29 protein-coding genes are annotated in these 24031 nt (G+C 60.2%); 10 read left to right on the top strand and 19 right to left on the bottom strand.

The genetic code is table 11. The features are described 5' to 3' along the window. The first annotated feature begins 116 nt into the window (after window positions 1-116). Both V8J82_RS06465 and V8J82_RS06470 read left to right on the top strand, forming a co-directional pair. On the top strand, window positions 117-2027 hold the full coding sequence (locus tag V8J82_RS06465) for a hybrid sensor histidine kinase/response regulator (protein WP_339973333.1): 1911 nt from the start codon (window positions 117-119) through the stop codon (window positions 2025-2027). Further along, window positions 2024-2725 (top strand): response regulator transcription factor, encoded by a 702-nt coding sequence (locus tag V8J82_RS06470; protein WP_339973335.1) that lies wholly within the window; start codon window positions 2024-2026, stop codon window positions 2723-2725. Before V8J82_RS06465 ends, V8J82_RS06470 begins: the two co-directional genes overlap by 4 nt. 80 nt (window positions 2726-2805) lie before the next feature. Here V8J82_RS06470 and V8J82_RS06475 read toward each other — a convergent pair whose 3' ends face one another. From V8J82_RS06475 to V8J82_RS06500, 6 genes are all read right to left on the bottom strand, one after another. Continuing rightward, complete coding sequence (locus V8J82_RS06475) at window positions 2806-3123, bottom strand: DUF3775 domain-containing protein (protein ID WP_339974540.1); 318 nt, start codon at window positions 3121-3123, stop codon at window positions 2806-2808. Between the two features lie 67 nt (window positions 3124-3190). Continuing rightward, window positions 3191-3928 carry an SDR family NAD(P)-dependent oxidoreductase gene (locus V8J82_RS06480; protein ID WP_339973337.1) on the bottom strand — a complete coding sequence of 246 codons (738 nt, stop codon included), beginning with the start codon at window positions 3926-3928 and terminating at the stop codon, window positions 3191-3193. Continuing rightward, complete coding sequence (locus V8J82_RS06485) at window positions 3928-5154, bottom strand: MFS transporter (protein WP_339973339.1); 1227 nt, start codon at window positions 5152-5154, stop codon at window positions 3928-3930. Before V8J82_RS06485 ends, V8J82_RS06480 begins: the two co-directional genes overlap by 1 nt. After that, window positions 5151-5915, bottom strand: coding sequence for a DUF1365 domain-containing protein (locus V8J82_RS06490; protein WP_339973341.1), 765 nt, complete (start codon window positions 5913-5915; stop codon window positions 5151-5153). The genes V8J82_RS06485 and V8J82_RS06490 overlap by 4 nt, the downstream gene beginning before the upstream one ends. After that, the gene (locus tag V8J82_RS06495) at window positions 5912-7204 is read right to left on the bottom strand and encodes an NAD(P)/FAD-dependent oxidoreductase (protein WP_339973343.1); all 1293 of its coding nucleotides are present in this window, start codon (window positions 7202-7204) and stop codon (window positions 5912-5914) included. Before V8J82_RS06495 ends, V8J82_RS06490 begins: the two co-directional genes overlap by 4 nt. 61 nt (window positions 7205-7265) lie before the next feature. Then, on the bottom strand, window positions 7266-7562 hold the full coding sequence (locus V8J82_RS06500; RefSeq protein ID WP_339974579.1) for a hypothetical protein: 297 nt from the start codon (window positions 7560-7562) through the stop codon (window positions 7266-7268). On the opposite strand from V8J82_RS06500, the gene V8J82_RS06505 reads away from it, so the two are divergent. From V8J82_RS06505 to V8J82_RS06520, 4 genes are all read left to right on the top strand, one after another. After that, window positions 7506-8012: a sigma-70 family RNA polymerase sigma factor gene (locus V8J82_RS06505; protein ID WP_339974542.1), complete on the top strand. Its 507-nt coding sequence runs from the start codon at window positions 7506-7508 to the stop codon at window positions 8010-8012. The two genes, V8J82_RS06500 and V8J82_RS06505, sit on opposite strands and share 57 nt — an antisense overlap. Before the next feature lie 28 nt (window positions 8013-8040). Continuing rightward, entirely contained in the window at window positions 8041-8682 is a 642-nt protein-coding gene (locus V8J82_RS06510; protein WP_339973345.1) for a ChrR family anti-sigma-E factor, read from the top strand. A gap of 213 nt (window positions 8683-8895) precedes the next feature. Next, window positions 8896-9162, top strand: coding sequence for a hypothetical protein (locus V8J82_RS06515; protein ID WP_339973347.1), 267 nt, complete (start codon window positions 8896-8898; stop codon window positions 9160-9162). Between the two features lie 10 nt (window positions 9163-9172). Beyond that, a complete protein-coding gene (locus V8J82_RS06520; protein ID WP_339973349.1) occupies window positions 9173-9826 on the top strand; it encodes an RluA family pseudouridine synthase in 654 nt (217 codons plus the stop codon). Between the two features lie 167 nt (window positions 9827-9993). On the opposite strand, the gene V8J82_RS06525 is transcribed toward V8J82_RS06520, so the two are convergent. After that, window positions 9994-11427, bottom strand: coding sequence for an aldehyde dehydrogenase family protein (locus V8J82_RS06525; RefSeq protein WP_339973351.1), 1434 nt, complete (start codon window positions 11425-11427; stop codon window positions 9994-9996). A gap of 220 nt (window positions 11428-11647) precedes the next feature. Here V8J82_RS06525 and V8J82_RS06530 point away from each other — a divergent pair, with 220 nt between their 5' ends. Both V8J82_RS06530 and V8J82_RS06535 read left to right on the top strand, forming a co-directional pair. Next, a complete protein-coding gene (locus tag V8J82_RS06530; RefSeq protein ID WP_339973354.1) occupies window positions 11648-12301 on the top strand; it encodes a peroxiredoxin in 654 nt (217 codons plus the stop codon). A 72-nt stretch (window positions 12302-12373) separates the two neighbouring features. After that, a complete protein-coding gene (locus tag V8J82_RS06535) occupies window positions 12374-12634 on the top strand; it encodes a hypothetical protein (RefSeq protein ID WP_339973356.1) in 261 nt (86 codons plus the stop codon). A 73-nt stretch (window positions 12635-12707) separates the two neighbouring features. On the opposite strand, the gene V8J82_RS06540 is transcribed toward V8J82_RS06535, so the two are convergent. The 7 genes from V8J82_RS06540 to rpsO all read right to left on the bottom strand — a co-directional run bounded on the left by V8J82_RS06540 (window position 12708) and on the right by rpsO (window position 18288). Then, window positions 12708-13331 (bottom strand): L,D-transpeptidase, encoded by a 624-nt coding sequence (locus V8J82_RS06540; RefSeq protein WP_339973358.1) that lies wholly within the window; start codon window positions 13329-13331, stop codon window positions 12708-12710. Between the two features lie 167 nt (window positions 13332-13498). After that, complete coding sequence (gene pnp, locus V8J82_RS06545) at window positions 13499-15628, bottom strand: polyribonucleotide nucleotidyltransferase (RefSeq protein ID WP_339973360.1); 2130 nt, start codon at window positions 15626-15628, stop codon at window positions 13499-13501. A 228-nt stretch (window positions 15629-15856) separates the two neighbouring features. Further along, complete coding sequence (locus tag V8J82_RS06550) at window positions 15857-16540, bottom strand: polysaccharide deacetylase family protein (protein WP_339973362.1); 684 nt, start codon at window positions 16538-16540, stop codon at window positions 15857-15859. 32 nt (window positions 16541-16572) lie between these two features. Beyond that, window positions 16573-16944: a hypothetical protein gene (locus V8J82_RS06555; protein ID WP_339973365.1), complete on the bottom strand. Its 372-nt coding sequence runs from the start codon at window positions 16942-16944 to the stop codon at window positions 16573-16575. Beyond that, entirely contained in the window at window positions 16941-17504 is a 564-nt protein-coding gene (locus V8J82_RS06560) for a TetR/AcrR family transcriptional regulator (RefSeq protein WP_339973368.1), read from the bottom strand. Before V8J82_RS06560 ends, V8J82_RS06555 begins: the two co-directional genes overlap by 4 nt. Beyond that, complete coding sequence (locus V8J82_RS06565) at window positions 17501-17863, bottom strand: hypothetical protein (RefSeq protein WP_339973370.1); 363 nt, start codon at window positions 17861-17863, stop codon at window positions 17501-17503. Before V8J82_RS06565 ends, V8J82_RS06560 begins: the two co-directional genes overlap by 4 nt. Window positions 17864-18018: 155 nt before the next feature. Beyond that, complete coding sequence (gene rpsO / locus V8J82_RS06570) at window positions 18019-18288, bottom strand: 30S ribosomal protein S15 (RefSeq protein ID WP_339973372.1); 270 nt, start codon at window positions 18286-18288, stop codon at window positions 18019-18021. 364 nt (window positions 18289-18652) lie between these two features. Here rpsO and V8J82_RS06575 point away from each other — a divergent pair, with 364 nt between their 5' ends. After that, window positions 18653-19468 carry a hypothetical protein gene (locus V8J82_RS06575; protein ID WP_339973374.1) on the top strand — a complete coding sequence of 272 codons (816 nt, stop codon included), beginning with the start codon at window positions 18653-18655 and terminating at the stop codon, window positions 19466-19468. A 1-nt stretch (window position 19469) separates the two neighbouring features. On the opposite strand, the gene V8J82_RS06580 is transcribed toward V8J82_RS06575, so the two are convergent. The 5 genes from V8J82_RS06580 to rbfA all read right to left on the bottom strand — a co-directional run bounded on the left by V8J82_RS06580 (window position 19470) and on the right by rbfA (window position 23061). After that, the gene (locus V8J82_RS06580; protein ID WP_339973378.1) at window positions 19470-20360 is read right to left on the bottom strand and encodes an alpha/beta fold hydrolase; all 891 of its coding nucleotides are present in this window, start codon (window positions 20358-20360) and stop codon (window positions 19470-19472) included. After that, window positions 20350-20871 (bottom strand): DUF1643 domain-containing protein, encoded by a 522-nt coding sequence (locus tag V8J82_RS06585; protein WP_339973380.1) that lies wholly within the window; start codon window positions 20869-20871, stop codon window positions 20350-20352. The genes V8J82_RS06580 and V8J82_RS06585 overlap by 11 nt, the downstream gene beginning before the upstream one ends. Window positions 20872-20963: 92 nt before the next feature. Further along, window positions 20964-21869 (bottom strand): tRNA pseudouridine(55) synthase TruB, encoded by a 906-nt coding sequence (truB, locus tag V8J82_RS06590; RefSeq protein ID WP_339973382.1) that lies wholly within the window; start codon window positions 21867-21869, stop codon window positions 20964-20966. 26 nt (window positions 21870-21895) lie between these two features. Continuing rightward, window positions 21896-22645, bottom strand: coding sequence for a phosphodiester glycosidase family protein (locus tag V8J82_RS06595; RefSeq protein ID WP_339973384.1), 750 nt, complete (start codon window positions 22643-22645; stop codon window positions 21896-21898). After that, window positions 22642-23061: a 30S ribosome-binding factor RbfA gene (gene rbfA / locus V8J82_RS06600; RefSeq protein ID WP_339973386.1), complete on the bottom strand. Its 420-nt coding sequence runs from the start codon at window positions 23059-23061 to the stop codon at window positions 22642-22644. The genes V8J82_RS06595 and rbfA overlap by 4 nt, the downstream gene beginning before the upstream one ends. A 111-nt stretch (window positions 23062-23172) precedes the next feature. On the opposite strand from rbfA, the gene dapB reads away from it, so the two are divergent. Continuing rightward, window positions 23173-23982, top strand: coding sequence for a 4-hydroxy-tetrahydrodipicolinate reductase (gene dapB / locus V8J82_RS06605; protein ID WP_339973388.1), 810 nt, complete (start codon window positions 23173-23175; stop codon window positions 23980-23982). The last annotated feature ends 49 nt before the right edge of the window (window positions 23983-24031 follow it).

Here is a 24031-nt window from a genome sequence, read left to right on the forward strand (position 1 = left end):
TTGTCGGTCAAGCGTTACCTGACTTTTTCCCAAATTTAACGAATTGTAACAGGCGACCGCACGGCCTTGGCGGCGCGCAGAACACCCGCTAGCCATAGGGGTGGAGGGAGGCGTATATGCCACGCGAACGGATCACCGACAGCTTCACACGCGCCGGTCTGAACCTGATCAAACAGGCGCTGTCGATTTATGATGCCGATCTGAAACTGGCTGTTTGCAACCGCCCGTTCCAGACCATGTTCGGTCTTCCGCGCAGTTTGGTAACGCCGGGTGCCGACTTTGGCGACACGATCCGGTTTCTGGTGGAGGCCGGGGAATACGGCGCCGTGACCGACCGCGACGCCTTTGTGCAGGAGCGCCTGGATCAGGCCCGCGCCTTCGTGCCCCACTACATGGAGCGCGTAAGGGCGAATGGCCAGACGATCAGCGTCGAGGGCAGCCCGCTGCCCGATGGCGGTTGGGTGACGGTCTACACCGACATCACCTCGGTCAAACGGCAGGAAAGCCTGCTGCGCATGCGGTCCGAAGAACTCTCCGATCAATTGCTGGATCATTCCGAGGAATTGGCGCTGACCAATCGGCGCCTTGAGGCGAGCATTGCGCAATTGCAAGAGGCCCAGGCCGAACTGACGGAGATGGCCGCACGCACGCGCCTGGTGACCGAGATGACCCCCGCGCACATCGCCCATGTGGATGGGGACGGCGTCTATACCTATACCAATCGGCGCTTGTCGTCTTTGCTGCCGGAACGGCCAAGCGACATTGTCGGGCTCTCGTTCGTGCAGGCCTTGGGAACAGAGGTCGCATCATTGCTGGAACCCACGCTGGCAAAAGCGGCGGCGGGCGAGGCGGCGGTTCTGGAATTCACCGAACCGATCAGCGGGCGCCGCGTGCGCACCGCGTTCACGCCCGATGATCGCGGAGATGGCGGGGTCTATCTGCTCTCCACCGATGTCACCGCCGAGGCGCAGGCCCGCGCCGCCTTGGAACATACGCATAAGCGCGAAATGGCGGCGCAGTTGACCAGTGGATTGGCCCATGATTTCGCCAATCTGCTGACCATCATTCTGGGCCTGCAGACGCAATTGGAACGTCTGCCCTTGCCCCAGGGTGCCCATGAATTGACCGCGGCGACCCGGCTTGCCGTGCGGCGCGGGGGGCGTTTGCTGGATAAGATCGCGAATATGACCGGTGCGCGGGACGCGTCGCTGGCGCCTGTCGTGATCGAAGACTTCATCGCCAGCTTCGCGCCTTTGGCCCGGGCGACGCTACCCGACGATATCACGCTGCGTTTGACCGCAGAGGTGACGCATCCCGCCCTGATGCTGGATGCGGGCACGCTACAGGACGGTCTGCTCAACTTGGTCTTGAATGCCCGCGATGCGATTGGCAGCGCGTCCGGCGAGGTGGCCGTTCACCTGCGCGATGTGACGGATACCTGGCTTGAGATCACCGTGACCGACTCGGGATGCGGGTTCTCTGCCGAGGCTTTGGACCAGGGTCTGAATCCGTTTTTCACCACCAAAGGCAATGAGGGCTCCGGCCTCGGCCTGACGATGGTTTACGATCTGGTGAAGCTTGTCGGCGGCACGATGCGATTGGCCAACAATGATATCGGCGCTTGCGTGACCCTGCGGCTACCGTTGAAACCCGCGAAGGCCGAGCCGCGGCCACGGTTGGTCTTGGTGGTCGACGATGTGGCCGAGATCCGCGCCGCTGTGCGCGATATGCTCACTGATCTGGGCCACCGGGTGATCGAGGCGGGCAGCGCCGAAGAAGCCGCCGCCTTGGCCGATCTGCCCGGGCTCGACTGGATTTTATCGGATATCAACCTGGGTGAGGAGGATGGTGTGGCGCTTCTGTCAGACATTGCAGGACGACATCCGCAGATCGGATTGGCCCTGATGACCTCGCTTCCGCCCGCCGACCCGCGCCACAGCGCTGGGGCCGCCCGATGGCCCGTTCTGCCCAAACCGCTGGCGCCCGGGATGCTGCATCGCCTGCTCTCACCCGAGGTGGCCGCATGACAGCGCCGCTTGTGACCATCCTGGATGACGAGCCGCAGATCCGCGCGATGTTGGCCGATGCGCTGACCGATGCGGGGTTTCGCACCGCCAGTTTTGCCCGCGCCACAGAGTTCGAGGCCGCGTTGCGCCACACCACGCCCGATGTCTGCCTGGTGGATCTGGGACTGCCGGACAAAGATGGCCTGGCGCTGGTTCATCGTCTGGCCTTGGAATCCGGGGCGGCGATCATCATCATCTCTGGACGGGCCCAGGTGCAGGACCGGGTGACCGGGCTGGAGCTTGGCGCCGATGACTACATCATCAAACCCTTTGATCCCGCCGAGGTCGTCGCCCGCATTCGTGCCCGATTGCGCACACCGAAATCCCCCGAAATCGATAGCGCGACAGCCCATTTCAATGGCTGGACGGCGTTTTTTGATCGCTACATTCTGGTGTCGGATCAGGGTGAGGAAAGCACGTTTTCCCATGCCGAGGGCGAAGTTCTGCGCCTGTTTCTTGAGGCCCCCAAACGCCTGATCTCTCGTCAGCAGATGCAAGAACGCCTGGGCGGCGCTGCGGCGGAAAGCTTTGACAGGGCAATGGATGTGCGCATTTCGCGCCTGCGCACCAAGCTCGGCGAAGACCCGAAAAACCCGCGTTTGATCAAGACGATCTACGGCGCAGGCTATATCTTTCTCGGGGATGTCACCTGGGAATAGCGCGGCGCCCCGCGCCCGCTTCGACGGCACCGCCCTTCAACCGGGGGTACTGGTCCGGTGCGCCCCGCGCGCAGAACGGGTTACAGAAGGTCGCCCTCGTCGTTCAGAATATCAATTCCCATCGCTTCGGCCCCGGCTTCCAAATGGTCTGAGAAATGCGGGCTTCCAAACAGGTAATCTGCGGTTGGGATCGTCGCCTCGGCCTTTGCGGTTTCAACGGCTTCGTCGAAATCCTCGGGTTCGAAGCTGCCGCGGCCGACCCAGAAAACGGCTGCCAATTCGGCCTGCTCTTGTTCACCCAACCGGTCGATGAACGGGCGCAGTTCAGCCTCTGCACGGCCCATTTCGCGGCCCATCAGAATGACCTGCGCGATGGCGCTGGGGGTAATGTCCATGATTGATCCTCCTCGATTTGAAGCTCAGCCAAACATACCCACCCGGCATGGTCTTTGATTCAGGGCAAATTCAGCGCCGGAAAAAGATCGACTCGTAAAGACCCGTGGGCAACAGCCGCGAGAGGCGGAACACCAAGCTGAACGCAAAGGGAAAGGCTTTGTGAAAAGCATCGGTATTCATATGCTCAAACACCTCCTGCGCCGCCTTGTCAGGTGTCATGATAGCAGGTTTTGGGTGCGGGTTGTCATCCTGCATCCGGGTTTGAATATAGCCCGGATTGCTGATCTGCACGTGAACATTCGTATGCCGCAAATCGCCATGCATCGATTCCGCCAGGGACATCAGCCCCGCCTTCGAGGCCGAATAGCCGATCGCGCCGGGCAAGCCGCGATAGGCGGACAGCGATCCGATCACCATGATATGCCCTGCATCGCGGTCGACCATGGGCCCAATCACCTGCCCGATCACACGCGCCGCACCGGTCAGGTTGACGTCGAACATCTGTTCAACCTTGTCGGCATCCCAATCCTGGGTTTTGATCAGATTTGCAATGCCTGCAAGGAACACGACACCGTCGACCTCGCCAACCTGTTCCGCCGCCGCTGCGACGGACGCGCTGTCCGCCACATCCATCGTCACCACATGGGCCGCGCCCGGCAGGTCAGCGGCCAGTGCTTCAAGCCGATCAGCCGAACGCGCCGACAAAACAAGCTCGACCCCCGCGCGGCTCATGATCATCGCCAGACTTCTGCCAAGCCCTTCCGAGGCGCCCACCAGCCAGTATCGTTTCCCGCTCCATTCCCGCATCACGTGTCCTTTCCTTCGGGGCCCGGCAAACGCGTTCCCGCCAACAGGGCCATCGCCCCCAATTTCAAAATGCAGGGCACGCCTGCATAAAGGTAACTCAGTAACGTCACAGCCCGCGCTTCGGGTCCATCAGGTGCCTGAAATCCTGCGGCATCCAATGCTGGAAGTAGCGTCACCGCCGCCAAAGCAAGCGTCGCCTTGGACACAAACGCCCAAAGACCAAAGGCCTCGCCGCCTGCAGGCGCGATCTGCTCCATGCGCGCGGCAAAGGCGGCAGGCAGGATTGCAAAATCCGCGCCCAGAGCGAAGCCGGTGATCACACAGATCAGCCCAAAGGCGATCAGATCGCCCGGACCCAGGGCCAATGCCGTCGAAAAACCCGCAATCGCCAATGTCATGGCGAGGAAGAGCATCGGGCGACTGCCATAGCGACGGGCGAGACGGGTCCAGATCGGAGCGGAGATGGCGGCCATGATGAAGAACAGGATCAGGAATGCACCCTCCCAGCCCGGTCCCTGCAACACGGTTTCGACGTAGAACAGGAACAATGTTGACGACACCGCAACAGGCGCCGCGTTCAACAGCGCGATCAGCAAAAGGCGTCGCGCCAACGCGTCCCGAAAGACGGGCAGGAACCCGGCGGCGCTCGGCGCCACGCCGCGGCCCCAGTCGCCGTGCATCAACCAAGCGGCAAGAACGACAAGGATTACAAACGTTATGGCAAAGCCGGTGAACCCGAAGATGAATGGCGCGATAGAGGCCGCGCAAACACCCACAAGCGCCCCCGTTTCGCGCCAAGCGGCGAGGCGCAGATGACCACCCGCGCCAAGCCCTGCCGCCGCGCTGACGCCTTCGGCATACATGGCGATTGACAGGAAAGAGAAGGCAGAGAACAGCCCAACCATGGTGAACGTGAACCAGATCAGAGGCGCAATCGGCGGTGGAGTCGCGAATAGGCCGATCATCGACAGACCCAAAACGGCACTGGCAATCGCCACGGCGCCGCGGCGCATGGCGCGGGTGCGGCTGACCAGCCAGCCCAGCACAGGATCCTGCACCACGTCGAGCAGGCGCAAGCCAAACAACACGCTCGCGAGCGCAGTCAGACCGACGCCATAGGTGTCGACATAGAATTTTGGCGCGTGGATGTAGATCGGCAGACCGGCAGAGGCCAATGTGGCGGCAAGCACCGCGTAGCCCGGCAGCGACGGGGCCGGTAATGTCACCGGCTGACCTCCTCCGCCGGCGGTTCGGGGCGCACCCGATAGCGTGCACCTTTCCACCACAGTTTCAACGCTTGCCAATGGATCAAGCCCAGCACACGGCGCGACCCGAGGGGACGCCGCACCGCCGCACGCAGGATCGCGCGGTTGGTCAATGGCGCGCGGGGACCGGTAAGTGTCGCATAGACGCCTTCATTGCCCGTGCTGAAATCGATCCAAACACCCACGCGGTCGGGCCGGATATCGAAGCGGAACGTATATCCCCCCTCAATGGGCTGAAATGGGGAGACGTGGAAGATCTTGGTGGCGCGCATCGTGTCCTCGCGGCCAATCGGGCGGTGATCCTCATGGGCGCAGAGATAGGAATGCCGATCGCCGAACGTATTCGTGACCTCGGCAATGACCGCCCTCAGATCGCCCTCGGTGTCATAGGCCAGCCAAAATGCGACCGGATTGAACACATGGCCGATGACCCGCGGTTGCGCCAAGAGCAACAATTTGCCGTCTGTGACCTCAGCCAACCCATTCGCAGCCAAAACCTCGCGCGCCCAGACGGCGCCTGTCCCATGTTTGGGAGCGCCCCCATGATCCTTGTCCCAGAGTGAGAAGAATCCGCGCCGGTTACGTCCGAAGAGTGCCGGGGCGCGCGCAGAGGATTCGGCATCGACAATCACATAGTCGATCCCATAGCGGAATGCGTTTTCGACCGCACCACGGCGGCCGTGGAACGTTTCACCCGCGATATGATCGACCCGCGCGGTCAAGCGGCCAGAGCCGTCCGGTGCCGGACTTTCATCGCCTCGATCACGTCCAGAGCGCTGGCATAGCCATCCTCATGAAACCCGTTGCGCATCCACGCGCCGCAGAACCAGGTGGCGTTTGTGCCATTCAGCTCGCGAATTGCCGATTGCGCGGCCAGGGCGGCCAGATCGTAGACCGGATGCCGGAATTCTGCGGTTTCGTAAATCAGCGCCTCGTTGATCGGAGCGCGGGAATTCAAGGTCACGAACATCGGATCGCTTTCCGGGATCGGCTGCAGGCAGTTCATCCAATAGGTCAAATCGATCGGTCCGCCTTCAAAACCAACCCGCTCGGTGTAGTTCCAACTCGACCAAGTGGCCCGCCGCTTCGGCATCGCGCTGACATCAGCATGGAGAACGGCAGTGTTGGGCTGATACCGGACGGCGCCCAATGCAGCTTGTTCGGCCTGCGTAGGATCACTCAGCATGGCCAGCGTATCATCGGAATGGGTCGCAAACACCACCTCGTCAAAGGCCTGCCAGTCGCCGCCTTGCCTAACCTCAGCCCCTGTAATGGTGCGGCGCACGGCTTCAACGGCAGTGCCAAGGCGAATATCGACGCCGCGGCTGCGCATCGCCCGCTCCAGCCGGGTCACATATTCAATCGAGCCACCCTGGACCGTATACCATTGATGCTGCCCCGTCGCGGCCAACAGATGATGGTTGCGAAAGAACCGCACCAGGGCTTGGGCGGGGAAATCCATGATGTCCTCTTTGGGGGTTGACCAGATCGCGCCCGAGACGGGCGTCAGATAATAGTCGCGGAACCATTGGCCCATCTGCATCTGGTCCATCAACGCGCCCAGGGTAATGGTGCTGTCGGTTGCAATCTGTTCGGCCTGTGCATTGAACCGCATCAGATCACGGATCATGCGCAGGTAACCGGGTCGCGCCAGATTGCTTGGCTGGGCCGTCAAGGCGCGCAGATTGCGGAGGCCGTATTCGATACGCCCGCCGTCAATTGAGGCAGCGAACGACATATCAGACAGTGCCGTCGGCACCTCAAGCTCAGCGAACAGTTTGACCAGATTGGGATAATTGACGTGGTTGAACACGATAAATCCCATATCCACGGGCTGATCCCCGTTCTTGCCCGCCAGAACCGTATGGGCGTGACCGCCAAGGCGTGGCGCCGCCTCGATCAATGTGACATTGTAGTCGCTGGATAGATGGTAGGCCGCTGCCATACCGGAAATCCCTGCGCCGATGACGGCAATCCTCTTCGGCGCGAGCCCCGGAGTTTCAAACGGCATACTTCCCCCTGCGGTTGATCTTTCTTCATTGAGTTTGATACGCCGCGCAACCCTAAGCAGATCAAAGAAAAATCATCATTCCCAAAGGGATCGTATGAAAGTTTTGCAGATGAGAGATTAATGTGATCCGCTCTAGGGAATCTTGCGTAATACGGGTATGCTGTTCGCGAACGACCACGCCAACACCAATGCTGACCTCGTGGATGGGGCATCTTTTGCGCATCCACAAACCCGTCAGCCCAAGCTGCGTGGAAAGACCGTGACGGTACATGAACAGAAAGATGCGCAGTGGGTCACCAGAATGGCGGCCATTGCGCAGGCGCAAGATCGCAAGGCGTTTGCCGAGATATTTCGGCATTTTGCACCGCGTGTGAAGGCGTTTTTGATGAAGTCCGGGGCCGATGAAAGCCTCGCAGAAGAATGCATGCAGGACGTCATGGCGACGCTCTGGCGCAAAGCACATATGTATGATCCGTCTCGTGCTTCGGTGGGGACTTGGATCTTCACGATCGCCCGAAACCGGAAGATCGATCTGTTGCGGCGATACGCCAGGCCCGAGCCGGAGGATCTGCCCTGGGGCCCTGAATCAGAGCCCGACCAGGCGGATGTGATCGCCCTGCAACAAGATACGACACGTCTGGCAGAGGCGATTGGGAACCTGCCGGAAAAACAACGCGATTTGATCCATCGCGCTTACTTTGGCGATCTCACCCATGCAGAGATCGCCGCCGAGACCGGGCTGCCCCTTGGCACGATCAAGTCTCGGATTAGGTTGGCGTTGGAACGATTGCGACATTCGATGAGCTGAACGACAATACGACCAAGCAGACAAGCACATGACACATATTCAACATCACGCCCACGATGACATTCTCATGGGCTATGCCACTGGCACCCTGCCGCAGGCTTTCGACTTGGTCGTTGCCAGCCACGTGTCTTTGAGCGATGACGCCCGCGCTCGGCTGGAAAGCCTCGAAGCCATTGGTGGCGCTGTTTTGGAAGATATCGACATGGTCGATCTCGCTGAAGACAGCCTCAGCCAAACACTTGCAAAGATTGGTGGTGAGGCTCCGATTGAAGCGCCACAGTGGAAAGTCGGTGTTTTCCCAAGCCCCCTGCAGCAAGTCGTTGGCGGCGACGAAGAGGCCGTGCGCTGGCGCAATGTGGGCCGTGGCGTCAAGCAGTGCATTCTTCATTCAGATGAGGATGGCACAGTCCGTTTGCTGAGCATCCCCGCCGGTCGGTCGATGCCAGCCCATAGCCACAATGGGACGGAAATGACATTGGTGCTCAAAGGGGCGTTCCGTGACGAAGACGGGGTATTCGCTCGGGGTGATATCGAGGTTGCTGACGCAAATGTCGACCACACGCCAGTCGCCGAGCCTGGTGAAGATTGCATTTGCTTGGTCGCAACCGATGCACGCCTGAAGTTCCGCGGCCTCCTACCTCGGATTGCCCAGCCCTTCCTGGGCATATAATCCCCTTGAACAATTGAGCCGTTTCAGGCCCACCCGCAGTGAGTATCGGCTTAGGCTGTTCATAAGCCTCATCGGCCTGGCACTGCTGATCGGCGGCTATGCCTCCCGCGGGATCTCTGGTATCGCTTCGCTTGAAATCGCGATCTTTGGCGGCGCCTTTTTCGGTGGGTCCGCGCTTTGGTCGGCCTGGTGTTTGCGAAAAGGACCCCCGGAATGACGACGCCGCAGATCATCCGTCTGGCACTCCAGACGCTTGTGTTCATTGTCTGGGCGATCATGATGTTCAGAACGCTCTTCACGCTGCGCCAGCGCGGTGAGGCAGAGACCGGTAGAACGTTTCCCTCACCCGGCGCGTTCCTGACCCAGCTGGGCTACTGGCTGAAAAGCGACGAGGACCGGATGGATCGCAAGACGCTGTTCTTCCTGACCTTCGTCCTGATTGCGATGAATCTGACCAATATCCTGTTTGCCGGGGCCTGAAACCGCGAAAATGTCCAACTTTAACTACGCGCCCCCGGACGTGCCGTTGGACATGGTCCACGAAGATCACGAATTGCTTCTGGTCAACAAACCCGCCGGATTATTGTCTGTTCCGGGTAAGGGCGAACATCTGGCGGATTGTCTGATCGCGCGCCTGCAAGTGGCCTTCCCCGAGGCTCTGTTGGTCCATCGCCTGGACATGGATACATCGGGGGTCATGGTGTTTGCCCGGTCACCCGCCGCGCAACGTCACCTGGGTCTGCAGTTCGAAAAGCGCCATGTGAAAAAAGCTTATGTCGCGCGGGTCTGGGGCGAGGTTGCCGAGAAACAAGGTCATATCGATTTGCCCCTGATCGTAGACTGGCCCAACCGCCCGCTGCAGCATGTGGACTATGAGACCGGAAAACCGGCTCAAACCGATTGGCGTCGGATGCGCGTGGATGCGGATGGCACAACACGCCTGCGCCTTCATCCACTGACCGGCCGCTCGCATCAGCTTCGCGTTCATATGCGCGAAATTGGCCACCCGATCCTGGGCGATCCCTTCTACGCAACCGGCGCCGCGCGCGACTTTCCACGGCTGATGCTGCATGCCGAAAGCCTGAAGCTGCGCCACCCCGATGGCGGCAAAGGCCTGCTCTTCCGCGCGCCCGTCCCGTTTTAGCCGAGCCCTATTTCATCTTGGCCAAAAAAACTCCCGCCGGAGGCATCCGGCTGTGACACACGTACTTCGTCCGCAAAAGGCGCGCCCAAAGGTGCATCCAGAATTGGGGGGAGCGCGAGGGGGTCCTCCCCCTCGCCCCGGTCGACGCCGTCAGGCGGCGAAACCGCTTATCCCCAACCGCTCACGGCCTTCACCTCCAAGAACTCGTGCAGGCCGAACCGGCCACCCTCGCGCCCATTGCCCGATTGCTTGTAGCCCCCGAACGGCGAGCCCTGGCCAAAGCCCTGGCCGTTGCCTTCCACCATACCCGAACGCAATCGCCGGGCGACACGGCGCAGCTTCTCGATATCGCCGGTCTGCACATAATTCGTCAGGCCATACTCGGTATCGTTTGCGATCGCGACCGCGTGGTCTTCGTCATCGAACGGCAGGATCGACAGCACCGGCCCAAAGATCTCTTCGCGGTAGATCGTCATGTCCGGCGTCACATCGGCAAAGACCGTTGGGCGGATGTAGTAGCCGCGATTCAGGTTCTCGGGTCGCCCGGGTCCCCCAGCCAGCAGACGTGCCCCTTCATCGATGCCTTTCTGGATCAGGCCTTGGATCTTGTCGAACTGCACCTCGCTGACGGCTGGGCCGACATGCCGACCTTCTTCGCTGGCAGGACCGACGGTAATCGTCTTGGCCGCGGCCTCAGCCTCTTCGACCGCTTGATCGTATCGTGACCGCTCGACCAACATCCGGGTCGGCGCGTTGCAGCTTTGCCCGGTATTGCGGAAACAGCGGATCACGCCCTGCTTGACCGCTTTTTCGTGGGCATCGGCAAAAATGATGTTCGCACCCTTCCCGCCGAGTTCCAGCGCGACACGTTTGATGGTCTCGGCCCCGGCCTTCGAGATCAGCCGCCCCGCCCGGGTCGAGCCGGTGAAGCTGACCATGTCGACATCTTTATGGGCCGACAATTGCGAGCCCACACCCGCACCGTCCCCGTTCAACATATTATAGACCCCGGCAGGCACACCCGCCTCGTCCATAAATTCACTGAACAAAACACCCGAAAGCGGTGCAATTTCCGACGGTTTCAGGATCATCGTGCACCCGGCCAGCAAGGCGGGCACAACCTTCAGAACGATCTGGTTCATCGGCCAGTTCCATGGCGTGATCAGCGCGCAAACCCCAACCGGTTCGTAGATCGTGCGCTCATTCGGTGCCCAATCGCCCAGGGGATGGTCCCATTCAAAGGATTTCGCAGCCCGCAGAAACCCTTCCAAATGCCACGATCCGGCGCCGACCTGCTGCTGCCTCGCCAACTCGATGGGCGCGCCCATTTCCTGGCTGATCGCCTGTGCCATGTCCTCGGCGCGCGCTTTGTAGACCTCCAGCAGTTGCTCGGCCACGGCGATGCGCTCTGCCGGGTCGGATATGCCCCATGTGGTGAAAGCACGCTTGGCTGCCGCCACGGCTTTGTCGGTATCGGCCTGATCACCAAGCGAGATCGTGGCGCAGACCTCTTCGGTTGAGGGGTCGATCACATCCATGTCCCGCGCGGTGGCGGGCGCAACCCAAGCGCCATCAATGTAGAAATGTCTGCTGCTGTTCATGGCGGCCTCCCTTGCCCTGATCCGGCGCGGACGGTGGCATTGCCGCGCCCGGGGTGCAAGGCCCAGCCGGTCCGTGGCGGCGCAGTTTTGCGAAACGCACGTTCTGCCAAGAAGCCGCCACGCCGGGTAGCCCGCCTTATCGGCGCGCAAACCGCTTCACGGCGCGGTCCCGGCTGCCTATGTTGGCAGCAACAGCCCAACGCCTTGCAAGGAGAGAGACATGGCTCTGCGTATCAATGATGAGATCCCAAACCTCAGCGTCGAGACCGACACCGGCACCATCACGCTGCATGATTTCGTGGGGGATAGCTGGGCGATCCTTTTCAGCCATCCCAAGGATTTTACACCGGTCTGCACCACAGAATTCGGGGCGGTCGCACAGTTGGCTACCGAGTGGGAGGCGCGGAACACCAAAGTGATCGGCGTCTCCGTCGATGGTGTCGAAGATCATGTGAAATGGAAGGGTGACATCGAAACGGTGGGCGGCGCCAAGCCGACTTTCCCGATCATCGCCGACCCTGAGCTGGAGGTCTCAAAGGCGTTCGACATGCTGCCCGCCGAGGCCTATCTGCCCGACGGTCGTACCCCGAACGATACCGCAACGGTGCGCTCGGTCTTTATCATCGGACCGGATAAGAAACTCAAGCTGACCATGACCTACCCGATGAATGTGGGTCGTAACTTTGCCGAAGTTCTACGCGCGCTCGACGGCTTGCAAACAGCCGCGAAGGAGAACGTGGCGACACCTGCAAACTGGGTGCCAGGGCAGGATGTGGTGGTTCCCGTTGCGGTTTCCGACGATGATGCCATCGCGAAATACGGCAGCATCGACAAGAAGCTGCCCTACCTTCGGATGGCGAAACTGCCGGGATAAACCGCACCCCAGCCGCATTTCGGTCCAGAAGCACAGTCATGTTCATCCCCGACACGGTTTGACCTATTGGGGATGAGTATGGCGCTGAACGTCACCTGCAACAAACACGGCAAGACGCCCGCCGTGTTTACCTGTGAGCATGTGTTCCAGACGATCGAAGACAAAATTCCGCGTGGGGTGAACTGGTTCATGGACGATACCGGTGACTACCAAGCCTTTTGTGACACATGTTGGACCACGCCACCCGCGGATGATGAGCCGGGTCCAAGGATGGTCTGCACCCATTGCCTGGAGACGGCCGCCGCCCATAACGGCCTGTCGCTGGCCATCTAGCGCAGAGGCAAGCTCGGACGAAGAAAGCCCCGGAGATTTCCGGGGCTTTGCTGTTTGTAAACAGGCTGACGGCTTAGCTATGCAGGATTGCGCGGCTACCCGTCCGCACATTCGCAGCCAATTGAATGACGTGGTCATTGACCAAACGAACGCAGCCGGACGAGGCCGAGGTGCCAATGGACCAAGGCTGCGGCGTTCCGTGGATGCGCAGGAACGTGTCACGCCCGCCGGAATAGAGGTAGAGCGCACGCGCCCCAAGTGGATTGTCCGGACCGCCAGGCACGCCACCAGCAAATTGTGCGTAGATCTGCGGCTCACGGCGGATCATATTGGCTGTGGGTGTCCAGGACGGCCACTCGGCCACGCGAGCAATGCTGAAATTGCCGGGCTGATACAGGCCCGCGCGACCAATCGCGACGCCGTAGCGCATGGCGCTGCCATCGCTGCCGATATGGTACAGATAGCGCGCCTGCGGATCGACATGGACGTCGCCCGCGCGCAGGCCAGGATTGTGTTCGACGCGGGTCGGCATGAACCGCGGATGAAGACCCCATGGGTTGCTGTCATTCGGTGCGGCCCGCTCGACTGTCTCATCAAGCTCAATCCCAACTGCATCTTGCGCAAACGCCGCAGGAGCGGCAACCGCGCCAGAAAACAATGTGGCTGTCGTGGTGATAAAGTGTCGGCGTGTCAGCATGTTAAACATCCTTTGCAGCGTCGGATGGAATCATCAGAGCTATTTTCACAATCAAATATGCTACGGACAAGTCCCGCGCACCCCCAATTTCCATCACATCTATGTAAGGAAACCCCGACCTATTGGCCGGGGTTCCGCTTTTTTTGGGCTTTTTTGAGGCGTGACGCTTATTCAGCGTCTTCCTTGGCGACTTCTTCACCGGTCTCCTGGTTGACCATCTTCATGGCCAAACGAACCTTGCCGCGGTCATCGAAGCCCAGCAGCTTGACCCAAACTTCCTGGCCCTCTTTCAGGACATCGGAGGGGTGGTTCAGGCGGCGGTTTTCGATCTGAGACACGTGAACCAGGCCGTCGCGCTTGCCGAAGAAGTTCACGAAGGCGCCGAAATCGACGATCTTCACAACCTTGCCTTTGTAGACTTTGCCTTCCTCGGGCTCGGCCACGATCGAATGGATCATGTCATAGGCTTTCTGGATGGCTTCGCCGTTGGGCGAGGCAATCTTGATCACGCCATCGTCGTTGATATCGACCTTCGCGCCAGACACTTCAACGATTTCGCGGATCACTTTACCGCCCGAGCCGATCACTTCACGGATCTTGTCGGTGGGCACCTGCATCGTTTCGATACGCGGCGCGTGGATCGAGAATTCGCCAGCCTCAGATACGGCTTTGCCCATCTCGCCCAGGATATGCAAACGGCCGGCTTTCGCTTGGGCCAATGCCTTTTCCATGATTTCGGGCGTGATGCCCGCAACCTTGATGTCCATCTGCAGCGAGGTGATCCCGGCTTCGGTACCCGCGACCTTGAAGTCCATGTCACCCAGATGATCCTCGTCGCCCAGGATATCGGTCAGGATCCCGTAAGAGCCGTCCTCTTCCAGCACCAGGCCCATGGCCACACCGGCCACCGGTGCTTTCAGCGGCACGCCTGCATCCATCATCGAAAGCGAACCGCCGCAGACCGACGCCATGGACGACGAGCCGTTGGATTCGGTGATCTCAGAGACCAAACGCACCGTGTAGGGGAAATCCGTCGCCGCAGGCAAAACCGCTTGCAGGGCACGCCATGCCAGCTTGCCGTGACCGATTTCGCGGCGTCCGGGAGGGCCTACGCGACCCGCTTCGCCGACCGAGTAGGGCGGGAAGTTGTAGTGCAGTAGGAAGTTGGATTTGAAGTTGCCATGCAGCGCGTCGATGAATTGCTCATCGTCGCCGGTGCCCAGAGTGGTGACAACCAAGCCTTGCGTTTCACCGCGGGTGAAGAGCGCAGAACCATGGGTCCGCGGCAGGACTTTGGTCTCGCAAACAATGTCGCGAACCTCGTCAAGCGCACGACCATCGATCCGGCGGCCGTTTTTCACCACGTCCGAGCGCAGGACGGTCGATTCCAGCTTTTTCAGGGCCGATCCGAGGTTCGGATCTTCCAGCTGTTCTTCGGACAGGCCCTCTTTGACCTCTTCCTTTACGGCGGCCACGGCGGCCTGACGCTCCAGCTTGTCGCCGATCGCATAGGCGTCACGCATCTTCTGCTCACCGGCGGTGGCAACAGCGGCGTAGAGCTCGCTGTAATCGGGCGCCTGGAAGTCGAAGGGCTCTTTCGCGGCGTCCTCAGCCAGATCGATGATCAGGTCGATCACCGGTTGGATCTGCTCATGGGCAAACGTCACGGCACCCAGCATCTCGGCTTCGGTCAGCTCGTAGGCTTCCGATTCCACCATCATGACGGCATCTTTGGTGCCCGCAACAACCAGATCGAGCCGCTGCTCGGGGTTATTGCGCAGATCGTGCATATCGTCGATCTCAGGGTTCAGGATGTATTCGCCATCCTCAAAACCCACACGGCAGCCCGCGATCGGGCCACGGAAGGGGGCGCCCGAAATGGTCAACGCGGCAGAGGCCGCGATCATTGCCACGATATCGGGATCGTTGACCAAATCGTGCGACAGAACGGTGCACATGACCAGGACTTCGTTTTTGAAGCCGGGCACAAATAACGGGCGGATCGGACGGTCGATCAGACGCGCGGTCAGTGTTTCCTTCTCGGTAGGACGTGCCTCACGCTTGAAGAAACCACCGGGGATTTTACCCGCAGCATAGTATTTCTCTTGGTAATGAACCGTCAGCGGGAAGAAGTCTTGGCCCGGCTTGGGTTCCTTGGCGAAGGTCACGTTCGCCATAACGCTGGTTTCGCCCAGCGTGGCAATCACGGATCCATCCGCCTGACGGGCGACGCGGCCCGTTTCCAGTGTCAGGGTTTCTTCCCCCCACTGGATTTCTTTCTTGGTGATATTGAACATCATCGTTTCCTATTCGAGGGCCCTCGCGGCCCCTGCCGCGTCCCTCATCCAAATGGCGGCCCCATTGCCGCCGACCCCAATCCTTGGTTCGCGAACGCCGGGGTCAAAGCGCTTCGTCACAGATAAGGCGGCGCATATAGCAGTTTGGGCGATTTGGAAAGCAATTGCGCCAGTCAACGCGACGCAGGCCGCATTGTGCTGGTCAGGTCGGGCTCGCCACGTGTTGTTTCAATCATCCGCCGGGTCGATCAAATCCGATACGCGGACAAACTCAAAGCCGCGCTCACGCAGACCGGTAATGATCTCGGGCAACGCATCGCGTGTCGCTTGATTGGTGCTGAACATGCCATGCAGTAGAATGATATCCCCAGCTTCAGCTTGCTCAACCACATGGATGGCGATGTCATTGGCCTCAGCGTCGGCACCCAACAGCGTTTCAGGCTCCACCGACCACATCACAGTCGGACGCCCCATCTCGCGCAGGATCCAAGGCAGCACGACCAGCTTCTTGCCAAACGGCGGACGAAACTGAATCGGTCCCTCATACCCCAAATCACGGATCGTGGCGTCGGTTCGTATGATCTGTTCCCGGATTGCGGCAGGCGACATCAGAACCATGCGGGGGTGATCCCAGGAATGATTACCGACCTCATGGCCTGCCTCGATAATCGCTGCTGCAGCCTCAGGATTGGCGTCGATATCGCGTCCGACCAAGAAAAACGTGGCAACCGCGTCGCCATCAGCCAAAGCTTGCAACAAAGCAGGTGTGTGGCGCGCAGTGGGGCCGTCATCGAAGGTAAGCGCGATCTGCGGCATATCGCGCGGGCCGTGGGTTATAATCTCGCCAAATAGCTGAAAGTCACGCGCACGGCTGATCTGATAGGCGGCGCCCACGAGGAGACCCAATGCCACCAGCAGGATGACCGCGACACGCGTGGCGCGCCTCAAACCGTTTGGCCCATGACCGCGCGGCGTGTCACCGTCCTATCATTGGCGACCAGAACGCCCATCAGATCTGAGCGTCCCGCATTCCAAAGCAGATCCGTGCAGCCCGATCCGAACGGCGCCGGACCCGCACTTTGCAGTGCACGATGCAGCAGGGCGACGACCGTGCCGCGATCCAGACCGTGGCTGCGTTCCAGCAAAGTCGCGGTGGCCAAAACCATCCGAACCGCATGCCCGGCATTCGGCGGCGTTTGCCGACTGGCATGGGCCAACTCGGTCGCCAAAGCCTGATAGCGGATCGGTGGCGCGCCCGCCAAAGATAGACGGTATAGGAAAGCGGCGTCCCAAATCGCCGGGCTAAAGTCGATCATTCCAGCGCTCCTTTTCCAAAATAGGCCTGCATCATTTCGCCATAGGTCTTTGACATGTTCAGTTGAGCCGTCTTGTCGATTTCGGAATCGATCAGGATAAGACCGGTATAGGCGGCATATTCCAGCTTAGCCGCAATCATCGCTTGATCGGAGGTGATCTTGAACCGATCAGCATAAATCTGCGCAAGAAATGCCAAACGCTTGGCGTCGGCAGCTCGCACCACCTTGGTCACCGCCGGTATTCGTCGCGCTAATTCGCGAATACCAAGCTCCGCATGGAAATCGATGTCCATCGCGAACTCCGTCAGCAAGGCGTCGCGCGCCGCGGCATCAAGATCTGGCGGCATCCGCTCGATCAGAGCGTCGGTCGACAAACTTACCCAGCGTTCGGCGACAGCCACCAGGAAGGCCGTGTGATCATTGAAGTGATGGTAGAACGATCCTCGGGTGACCCCGGCGGAGGCACAGATCGGGGCCAGCTTCAGCGCCTCGGCACCGCCCTTGGCCAATTGCGCCAAAGCGTGGTCCAACCAATCGTCCCGACCAAGTCGGCGCGTCATCCCAGCAGGCCCCAGAGGCCCAGGCCCGCAACCGGCAGGAACAGCCAGCCCTGAGGCATTTTCGCGTAGCTTTGACCGAGGGCGGGCGCCATGACCACGCCAATGACCCAAAACGCGGCGGCCAAAATTGTGCCTGAGATGCCGTAAGCGTCCATGCCGGTTGCGGCAGCCAATGCAAAAAATAGCGCCATCGCCCCAATGCCTGCGCTGGTAAAGTGCCAGCACATGAATTGTACATCCCGCACGAGCGGGTCGAGCGTGCTGGTCATCAATGGGCGCGCGATTTCTCGTCCGCCGAGGATAAGATGAACGGCGAGCCAAATGGCGGCCAAGGCAGCGGCAAGGCTGAAAGCAATCATGAGGCGCGCTCCGCTTTTAACATACCATCAGGTATGTATCGCATTTTCGAAACAATACCAAGAGGTATGTTTTCATCCTTTCCAAACACAAACCTCTTCAAACACAAAAAGGGCCGCCCATGGCGACCCTTCCGCAATGTATCTGGCGCCGCGATTTAGCGGCGAATGCCCAAGCGCTTGATCAAGTCGGCATAGCGCGACTCGTCCTTGCCTTTCACGTAGTCCAGCAATTTCCGACGCTGCGCGACCATCTTCAACAAACCACGGCGACCGTGATTGTCTTTCTTATGGGTCTTGAAGTGCTCGGTCAGGGTGGTGATGCGGCTGGTCAAAATCGCAACCTGAACTTCGGGCGAACCGGTATCGCCGTCTTTGGTTGCATATTCCTTCATCAGGCGTTGCTTTTCTTCAGCTGTGATCGACATCGGGGTCTCCTTTGAGATTTGAAGGTTATGGCGCAAGCCGGGATGTCGTCCAGCAAGGCCCATGGAGGTGTGGAGGCGCATATGCCATCGCAGAACGCGGCATCTACACCGAATCGGATCATAGGGAAAGCCCCCGACTATCCATCCCGATTTTGCTCAAATCCGCGACAAGATCACCGCGCCGATTAACACTCGATAAACCCCGTCTCTTCATGGTGGTTTGGGGTTGGCTTCAACAGGCGTCGTAGGGGCGTTTCATGGCCAGGTATCAGTGCCAGAAGGCTGATCATATCGCCCTTGCTCACCATTCTGGTCGAGCCTGCCCTGACCCGTCGCCAATCCGACGCCGCTTGAGGATTATACTATGTTTGTCGCTGGAAGTGTTGTTGCCCTTTTACTCGCAGGTATGGCCGTGGATGGCCTTGCCGCGCCTGAAGACGAAGAAACAGGCCGCGATCCAGACGATATCGACAACGATGATTACGAAGACGTTGCAGGCAGCACCACGTCAGTCCTGTCGGATCTGCTGTTTCCCGAAGACGTTGTCGAGGACAGCAGCGTCCAGCCTGAGGCCATCGTTGAACCGGTCGGCACCGATACGGGCTTTCTAGGCGAGGACTACTACCCTTCCGAAGAGGCGCTTGCTGATTCTGACTGGCTGGCCGCTTCGTTGGACGCTCCTCTGGACGACATGATCGAAGTGGAATCCCTGACTATTCTTGCCGACGGGACCGAAGTGCCCTTCGTCGATGATTTTGAGCCTGACACAGATCAGCTCGTGCTCGATTTCGACGGTAGCGCCAGCGATGCGCCCGAAATCGGCATCGATACCGATTCAGAGCCCGGCGCCGCCATCGTGCTGGCAAACGGTCTTCCCATTACGCTGGTTGAGGGCGCCACCGATATGACGCCGGACCATGTGCGTGTCGTTATGTCTGAAGACAGCGACGGCAGCTTTGGCGACGATGATAACGGCGATGGCGGGACCCATCTTGAGGAAGGGTCAATAAGCCCAATCGGATCCAGTCCTGGGGCGCTCGCCAGTGGCGTGTCAGCTTCGGCGACCGGTTTTGCATTTGAGGATGAGATGATCTTCGCAGACGAACCCAATCGCGACGTGCCGATGCCGTGGATGACCAATGGACATGGCGGTGGCGCGGAGTTGCGACCTGGCGCGTAACCTACACCCGCCGCGGCAGGAAATGGGCACGCACAGCCTCCAACACCGGTTCCGGCACCTCTTCCATCGCGAAGTGGCCGGTCCCCTCAAGTTCGACACCGGTTAGGTCTTCCGCCCAATCACGCCAGCATCCCAAAGGATCGCCTGTGCGTGCCGGGAACCCATTTGACGCCCATAGAAACAACAAAGGCGCCTTAATCTTTTGGCCTGTCGCACGGCTGGTCTGGTCGATCTCTCTGTCGATCGTAGCACCGGCGCGGTAATCGTTGCACATAGCTGCTACCCGGACGGGGTCTGCGCCCTGTGCCCGGTAGCTGGCAAGCGCAGCCTCCGAAAACGGCCCCAAATTGCCCCTATGGGTCCATTTGGACAGGGTCCAATCAACATAGCCCGGCCCATCGGCCAGGATCATCCGTTCCGGCAATGGAGCCGACTGCGCCAGAAACGTCCAATGATAAGCCGCGAGGGCCAGATCCGCGTTCCATGCCGCCCAAAAATCTCCTGTGGGCACGATTTCGATAATCCCTAGGCGATCAACCCGATCCGGATGATCCAACGCCAGGCGATACGTAACCCGCGCGCCACGGTCATGGCCCAGAATATGCGCGCGCTCCATTCCAAGCGAGTCCATTACACCAATGATATCCAGTGCCATTTCGCGCTTGGCATAAGCAGCCACCCCTTCCGGTGCATGGCTATCGCCATAACCGCGTAGATCGGGCACGATCACATCGAAATCCTGCAACAGTGCGGGCGCGATCTTTTCCCACGTATGATGGTTCTGCGGATACCCGTGCAGCAAGATCATCGCGGGACCGGTTCCGGCGCGATGCAGGCTCAACTGGATCCCATTGGTCCGCACATAAGACTGCGTAAAGCCCTCAATCGCCATCGGATATCCTCCATTCCACGGGTTGCACAGCATAACCGATGTAAAGCGGGTGTTTTGGATGGCCGCCTTTCGATAGCCCCAAATGATAGAGTGGCACTCCGGTGGCGTGTAGCAAACCGGCCACCTCGGGACCCCGATTTAAAAATGCGCCATGGGTCCCCCAGGCACAAATCACGCGATCCGCCCAATCCGGGGCCGCGAGAATGGCCGCGTCGTTCTCTGACCCGATAGGATCGGCGGCTGCGCGCATGTCTCGCGGATCGGTCGCACGCCAGGCAAAGATGTTCAGCACCCGAAACGCGCCAAAACCCAACGCGCGCGCGCGGCGCTCACAACGCTCAACCGTGGGGTCATTCTGTACCTCGGTCGCGGTGGAGGGATTGAGCATGACAAACGCCACCCGTCCGCCCGCCTCATCCCAAACCCGCGTCAGCGCGTAACGATATCGCTCGCAATCGGAGTAGACCGCTACCGAGGCAGCGTCGCCCTTCTGAAAAGTCCGTTTAATCAAGACTGCCCCCCTGTTTCACGCGCGATCTGTCGCCCGGGCAGGGCGGTGGCGGGGTGGGAGGGTGGGCGACGCCGCCCTGCCCGGCCCACCGCTCACAGGTTGAACACCCGGTCAGGGTGCAACTCACCCGAGCGAAATCGGCCCACGGCCACCGGTACGCCATCGCATGATGCCCAGGCCAAATCGCCATATTCCACATCCCCGGGCAAGACCTGTCCAGGGTTCCCATTACGCAACCGAACGGCCCCCAATTCCGTCGCCCGCAATTCAGGCAGATCCTCAAGCGCCAATGCAACGGGCTGGATCATCGCATCGATGTCCTCAGTCCGTGCAAGGGCGTCTATTTGCTCGAAGGATACGGCCTGCTCTAGATCGAAAGGGCCCACCCAGATCCGCCGCAGCCATTGCACATGGCCGTAGCAGCCCAGCGCCTGTCCCAGATCCCGCGCGATGGACCGCACGTAGCCCCCCGATCCGCAGACAAATCGCAGATCGACATGGTCGTCATCGGGGCGCCCGATCACGCTCAACTCATCGACGTAGAGATCCCGTGCGGCCAGATCCATCACCTCACCGTCACGTGCCAGATCATAGGCCCGTGCACCATCAACCTTCACTGCCGAGAATTGCGGCGGCACCTGGCGGATATCGCCGACAAAGGCTGGCAAAGCAGCGTCGATTTCAGCGCCACTCGGGCGCGCCTCAGACTCGGCAATCACCTCACCCGCGGCATCGTCTGTGCGGGTAGCTTGGCCAAACCGGATCCGAAATTCATACGCTTTCAACGCATCGCCGAGATACGCGATGGTCTTTGTCGCTTCGCCCAAAGCCACAGGCAGCAACCCTGTCGCATCCGGGTCCAAAGTTCCGGCATGACCGGCTTTCTTGGCCTCAAACGCCCAGCGCACCTTGCCGACCACGGCGGTCGAGGTGATGCCTGCGGGCTTGTCGATCAATACCCAACCCGAGATATCGCGACCCTTACGCTTCCGTGCCATCGTTCCTCCGACCGCCTACGGCAGCGTTAACTGTCATCGCCGGCTGCAGGCGTAGATTCGATCACACCCAAGATCGGCCCGATCGGGAATCCGAAATCCGAGCGCCCCACATCTGGAGCATGCAATCGGGAAACCCGTCCGTCGAAATACAACGCATTCGGCGTGCCAAGATGATCGCGGAAGAAGCGCGCGAAATGGTGAAAGTTCACCGCTTGATCCGAAATGACCATCCACAGATGCGACCCGTCCCCGTCCACGCCAACCCCGTTGCGGATGTTCAGACTGTCCGACTCGCTCAGAAAGCGGGGATGTAGTTCACCATCGATCACCAGCATCGGCCCCGATTGCGTCGCATGACGACAAGCGGGGGGATCCTCTGCAAAGGTTCGGCTTTCAATCACGGCCGCGCTTTCGTCAGACAGGCACAAAACCCCATTCGGCAGCAGGCCGAAGTTGCCTGGCCCATCCGAGGTGATGATCCGCATCTCTTGATCGCCATCTTCGACGTAAAGCCCAACAGGGCTGCGATCTTCGTGGAACATCCCCGCATTCATCGCCAAGGCCAGCCTCTGACCTTGGGGCAAATCGGTTTCAACCCGCGCAAACGTCCCGTAAACCTCACCAACATCGTTGCGCAGAAACAATCGCACATCCGAGGTTTCCAGATCGACTTCACAGGCTGTGAAGGCCGCACCGTCAAACTGCACTGCTTCACACAAAGCATCGCTTTGCGAGGGTGCGCTGAGAAAACCCAGCAACAACAGCGTTCGGATCATGGGCTTCCCTCCGCGTCATCATCTTTGTCCAAGTCGCGGCGCACTTCGGCACGCGCCAGCATCTCGCGGGTCTCGTCCATCCTGTCGAAGGTCTCATCGATGACAAATCGCAGATCGGGCGCATATTTCAGTGTCATCTCTTTCATCAGCGCACGCCGCAATTCGCCGCGGTTCCGCTTGAGCGCATCAATCGCCTCGGCCCGTGCTGCACCGCCCAGGGGCATCACGTAAACGGTGGCAATCTTTAGATCCGGCGAGGTGCGCACCTCGCCCACAGTGATCGACATGGTATTCAGCTCAGGGTCATGCACATCGCCCCGCGCCAGCACACTCGACAGCGTGCGCCGGATCAATTCCCCAACCAGCAATTGCCGTTGAGAGGGCCCGGACCCTTCATGATGTTTGTTGCGCGCCATCAGCTCTCCTCTGCGCATATCAGGTAGGCCATGCGCGCAGCCGCCGCAAGCTGGCGCTTTCCTGTTGCGCGCGCTTCCGCTACGACCGACAGCGCAATGGCGGAGGGTGATATGGACAGTTTGGGCATCGCAGTGATGGGCGCCTCGGGTCGCATGGGGCAGATGCTGATCCAAACGATCGCAGCCTCGGACCGGGCGCATCTGGTTGCTGTGACGGCCCGGCCCGGGCACGAATGGATCGGCGCCGATTTGGGTGAAGCGATGGGTGGCGCGGCCACTGGCGTACCTGTTCTTGACGATCCGCTGGAAGCCATTGTGAAAGCCGGGGCCGTTATCGATTTCACCTCTCCGGCAGCCACCGTCGCCCATGCCACACTGACGGCTCAGGCAAGGGCTGTTCATGTGATCGGCACCACCGGAATGAGCGATGAGGATATCGTCAAACTTGATGCCGCCGCGCGCCATGCCACGATCATCCGCGCCGGTAACATGAGCCTTGGAGTCAACCTGTTGGTGCGTTTGACCGAACAAGTCGCCGCCGCATTGGATGCCGACTTCGATGTCGAAATCGTAGAGGCGCATCACCGCCACAAGGTCGATGCACCATCGGGCACAGCCTTGATGCTGGGCGAGGCCGCGGCGGAGGGTCGTGGGGTGTCCTTGGCTGAAGTCGCGGATCGAGGGCGCGATGGTATCACCGGCGCACGCGCGCGCGGCGATATCGGGTTTTCCGCAATCCGTGGCGGCGATGTCGTGGGCGAACATGACGTGATTTTTGCCGCCGACGGCGAACGGATCGTTCTGCGTCACCTCGCGACCGATCGAGGAATTTTCGCCCGCGGCGCCTTGAAAGCGGCGCTTTGGGGATACGGGCGCGGGCCGGGGCATTTTTCAATGATGTCGGTGCTGGGGCTAGACTGACGGCCACGCGCGCATTCCGGAAGTTTGCTTGCAGGGCTCAACCCGCGGT

The organism is Gymnodinialimonas mytili (assembly GCF_037544085.1).
Lineage (GTDB): Bacteria > Pseudomonadota > Alphaproteobacteria > Rhodobacterales > Rhodobacteraceae > Gymnodinialimonas > Gymnodinialimonas mytili.

Excerpts from the sequence above, each read along its gene's own strand:
- V8J82_RS06465 (WP_339973333.1), top strand. The coding sequence starts at position 117 with ATGCCACGCGAACGGATCACCGACAGCTTCACACGCGCCGGTCTGAAC.
- V8J82_RS06470 (WP_339973335.1), top strand. The coding sequence starts at position 2,024 with ATGACAGCGCCGCTTGTGACCATCCTGGATGACGAGCCGCAGATCCGC.
- V8J82_RS06480 (WP_339973337.1), bottom strand. The coding sequence starts at position 3,928 with ATGCGGGAATGGAGCGGGAAACGATACTGGCTGGTGGGCGCCTCGGAA.
- V8J82_RS06495 (WP_339973343.1), bottom strand. The coding sequence starts at position 7,204 with ATGCCGTTTGAAACTCCGGGGCTCGCGCCGAAGAGGATTGCCGTCATC.
- V8J82_RS06505 (WP_339974542.1), top strand. The coding sequence starts at position 7,506 with ATGGCGGCCATTGCGCAGGCGCAAGATCGCAAGGCGTTTGCCGAGATA.
- V8J82_RS06500 (WP_339974579.1), bottom strand. The coding sequence starts at position 7,562 with ATGCCGAAATATCTCGGCAAACGCCTTGCGATCTTGCGCCTGCGCAAT.
- V8J82_RS06510 (WP_339973345.1), top strand. The coding sequence starts at position 8,041 with ATGACACATATTCAACATCACGCCCACGATGACATTCTCATGGGCTAT.
- V8J82_RS06515 (WP_339973347.1), top strand. The coding sequence starts at position 8,896 with ATGACGACGCCGCAGATCATCCGTCTGGCACTCCAGACGCTTGTGTTC.
- V8J82_RS06520 (WP_339973349.1), top strand. The coding sequence starts at position 9,173 with ATGTCCAACTTTAACTACGCGCCCCCGGACGTGCCGTTGGACATGGTC.
- V8J82_RS06525 (WP_339973351.1), bottom strand. The coding sequence starts at position 11,427 with ATGAACAGCAGCAGACATTTCTACATTGATGGCGCTTGGGTTGCGCCC.
- V8J82_RS06530 (WP_339973354.1), top strand. The coding sequence starts at position 11,648 with ATGGCTCTGCGTATCAATGATGAGATCCCAAACCTCAGCGTCGAGACC.
- V8J82_RS06535 (WP_339973356.1), top strand. The coding sequence starts at position 12,374 with ATGAGTATGGCGCTGAACGTCACCTGCAACAAACACGGCAAGACGCCC.
- V8J82_RS06540 (WP_339973358.1), bottom strand. The coding sequence starts at position 13,331 with ATGCTGACACGCCGACACTTTATCACCACGACAGCCACATTGTTTTCT.
- pnp (WP_339973360.1), bottom strand. The coding sequence starts at position 15,628 with ATGTTCAATATCACCAAGAAAGAAATCCAGTGGGGGGAAGAAACCCTG.
- V8J82_RS06555 (WP_339973365.1), bottom strand. The coding sequence starts at position 16,944 with ATGATCGACTTTAGCCCGGCGATTTGGGACGCCGCTTTCCTATACCGT.
- V8J82_RS06560 (WP_339973368.1), bottom strand. The coding sequence starts at position 17,504 with ATGACGCGCCGACTTGGTCGGGACGATTGGTTGGACCACGCTTTGGCG.
- V8J82_RS06565 (WP_339973370.1), bottom strand. The coding sequence starts at position 17,863 with ATGATTGCTTTCAGCCTTGCCGCTGCCTTGGCCGCCATTTGGCTCGCC.
- rpsO (WP_339973372.1), bottom strand. The coding sequence starts at position 18,288 with ATGTCGATCACAGCTGAAGAAAAGCAACGCCTGATGAAGGAATATGCA.
- V8J82_RS06575 (WP_339973374.1), top strand. The coding sequence starts at position 18,653 with ATGTTTGTCGCTGGAAGTGTTGTTGCCCTTTTACTCGCAGGTATGGCC.
- V8J82_RS06580 (WP_339973378.1), bottom strand. The coding sequence starts at position 20,360 with ATGGCGATTGAGGGCTTTACGCAGTCTTATGTGCGGACCAATGGGATC.
- truB (WP_339973382.1), bottom strand. The coding sequence starts at position 21,869 with ATGGCACGGAAGCGTAAGGGTCGCGATATCTCGGGTTGGGTATTGATC.
- V8J82_RS06595 (WP_339973384.1), bottom strand. The coding sequence starts at position 22,645 with ATGATCCGAACGCTGTTGTTGCTGGGTTTTCTCAGCGCACCCTCGCAA.
- rbfA (WP_339973386.1), bottom strand. The coding sequence starts at position 23,061 with ATGGCGCGCAACAAACATCATGAAGGGTCCGGGCCCTCTCAACGGCAA.
- dapB (WP_339973388.1), top strand. The coding sequence starts at position 23,173 with ATGGACAGTTTGGGCATCGCAGTGATGGGCGCCTCGGGTCGCATGGGG.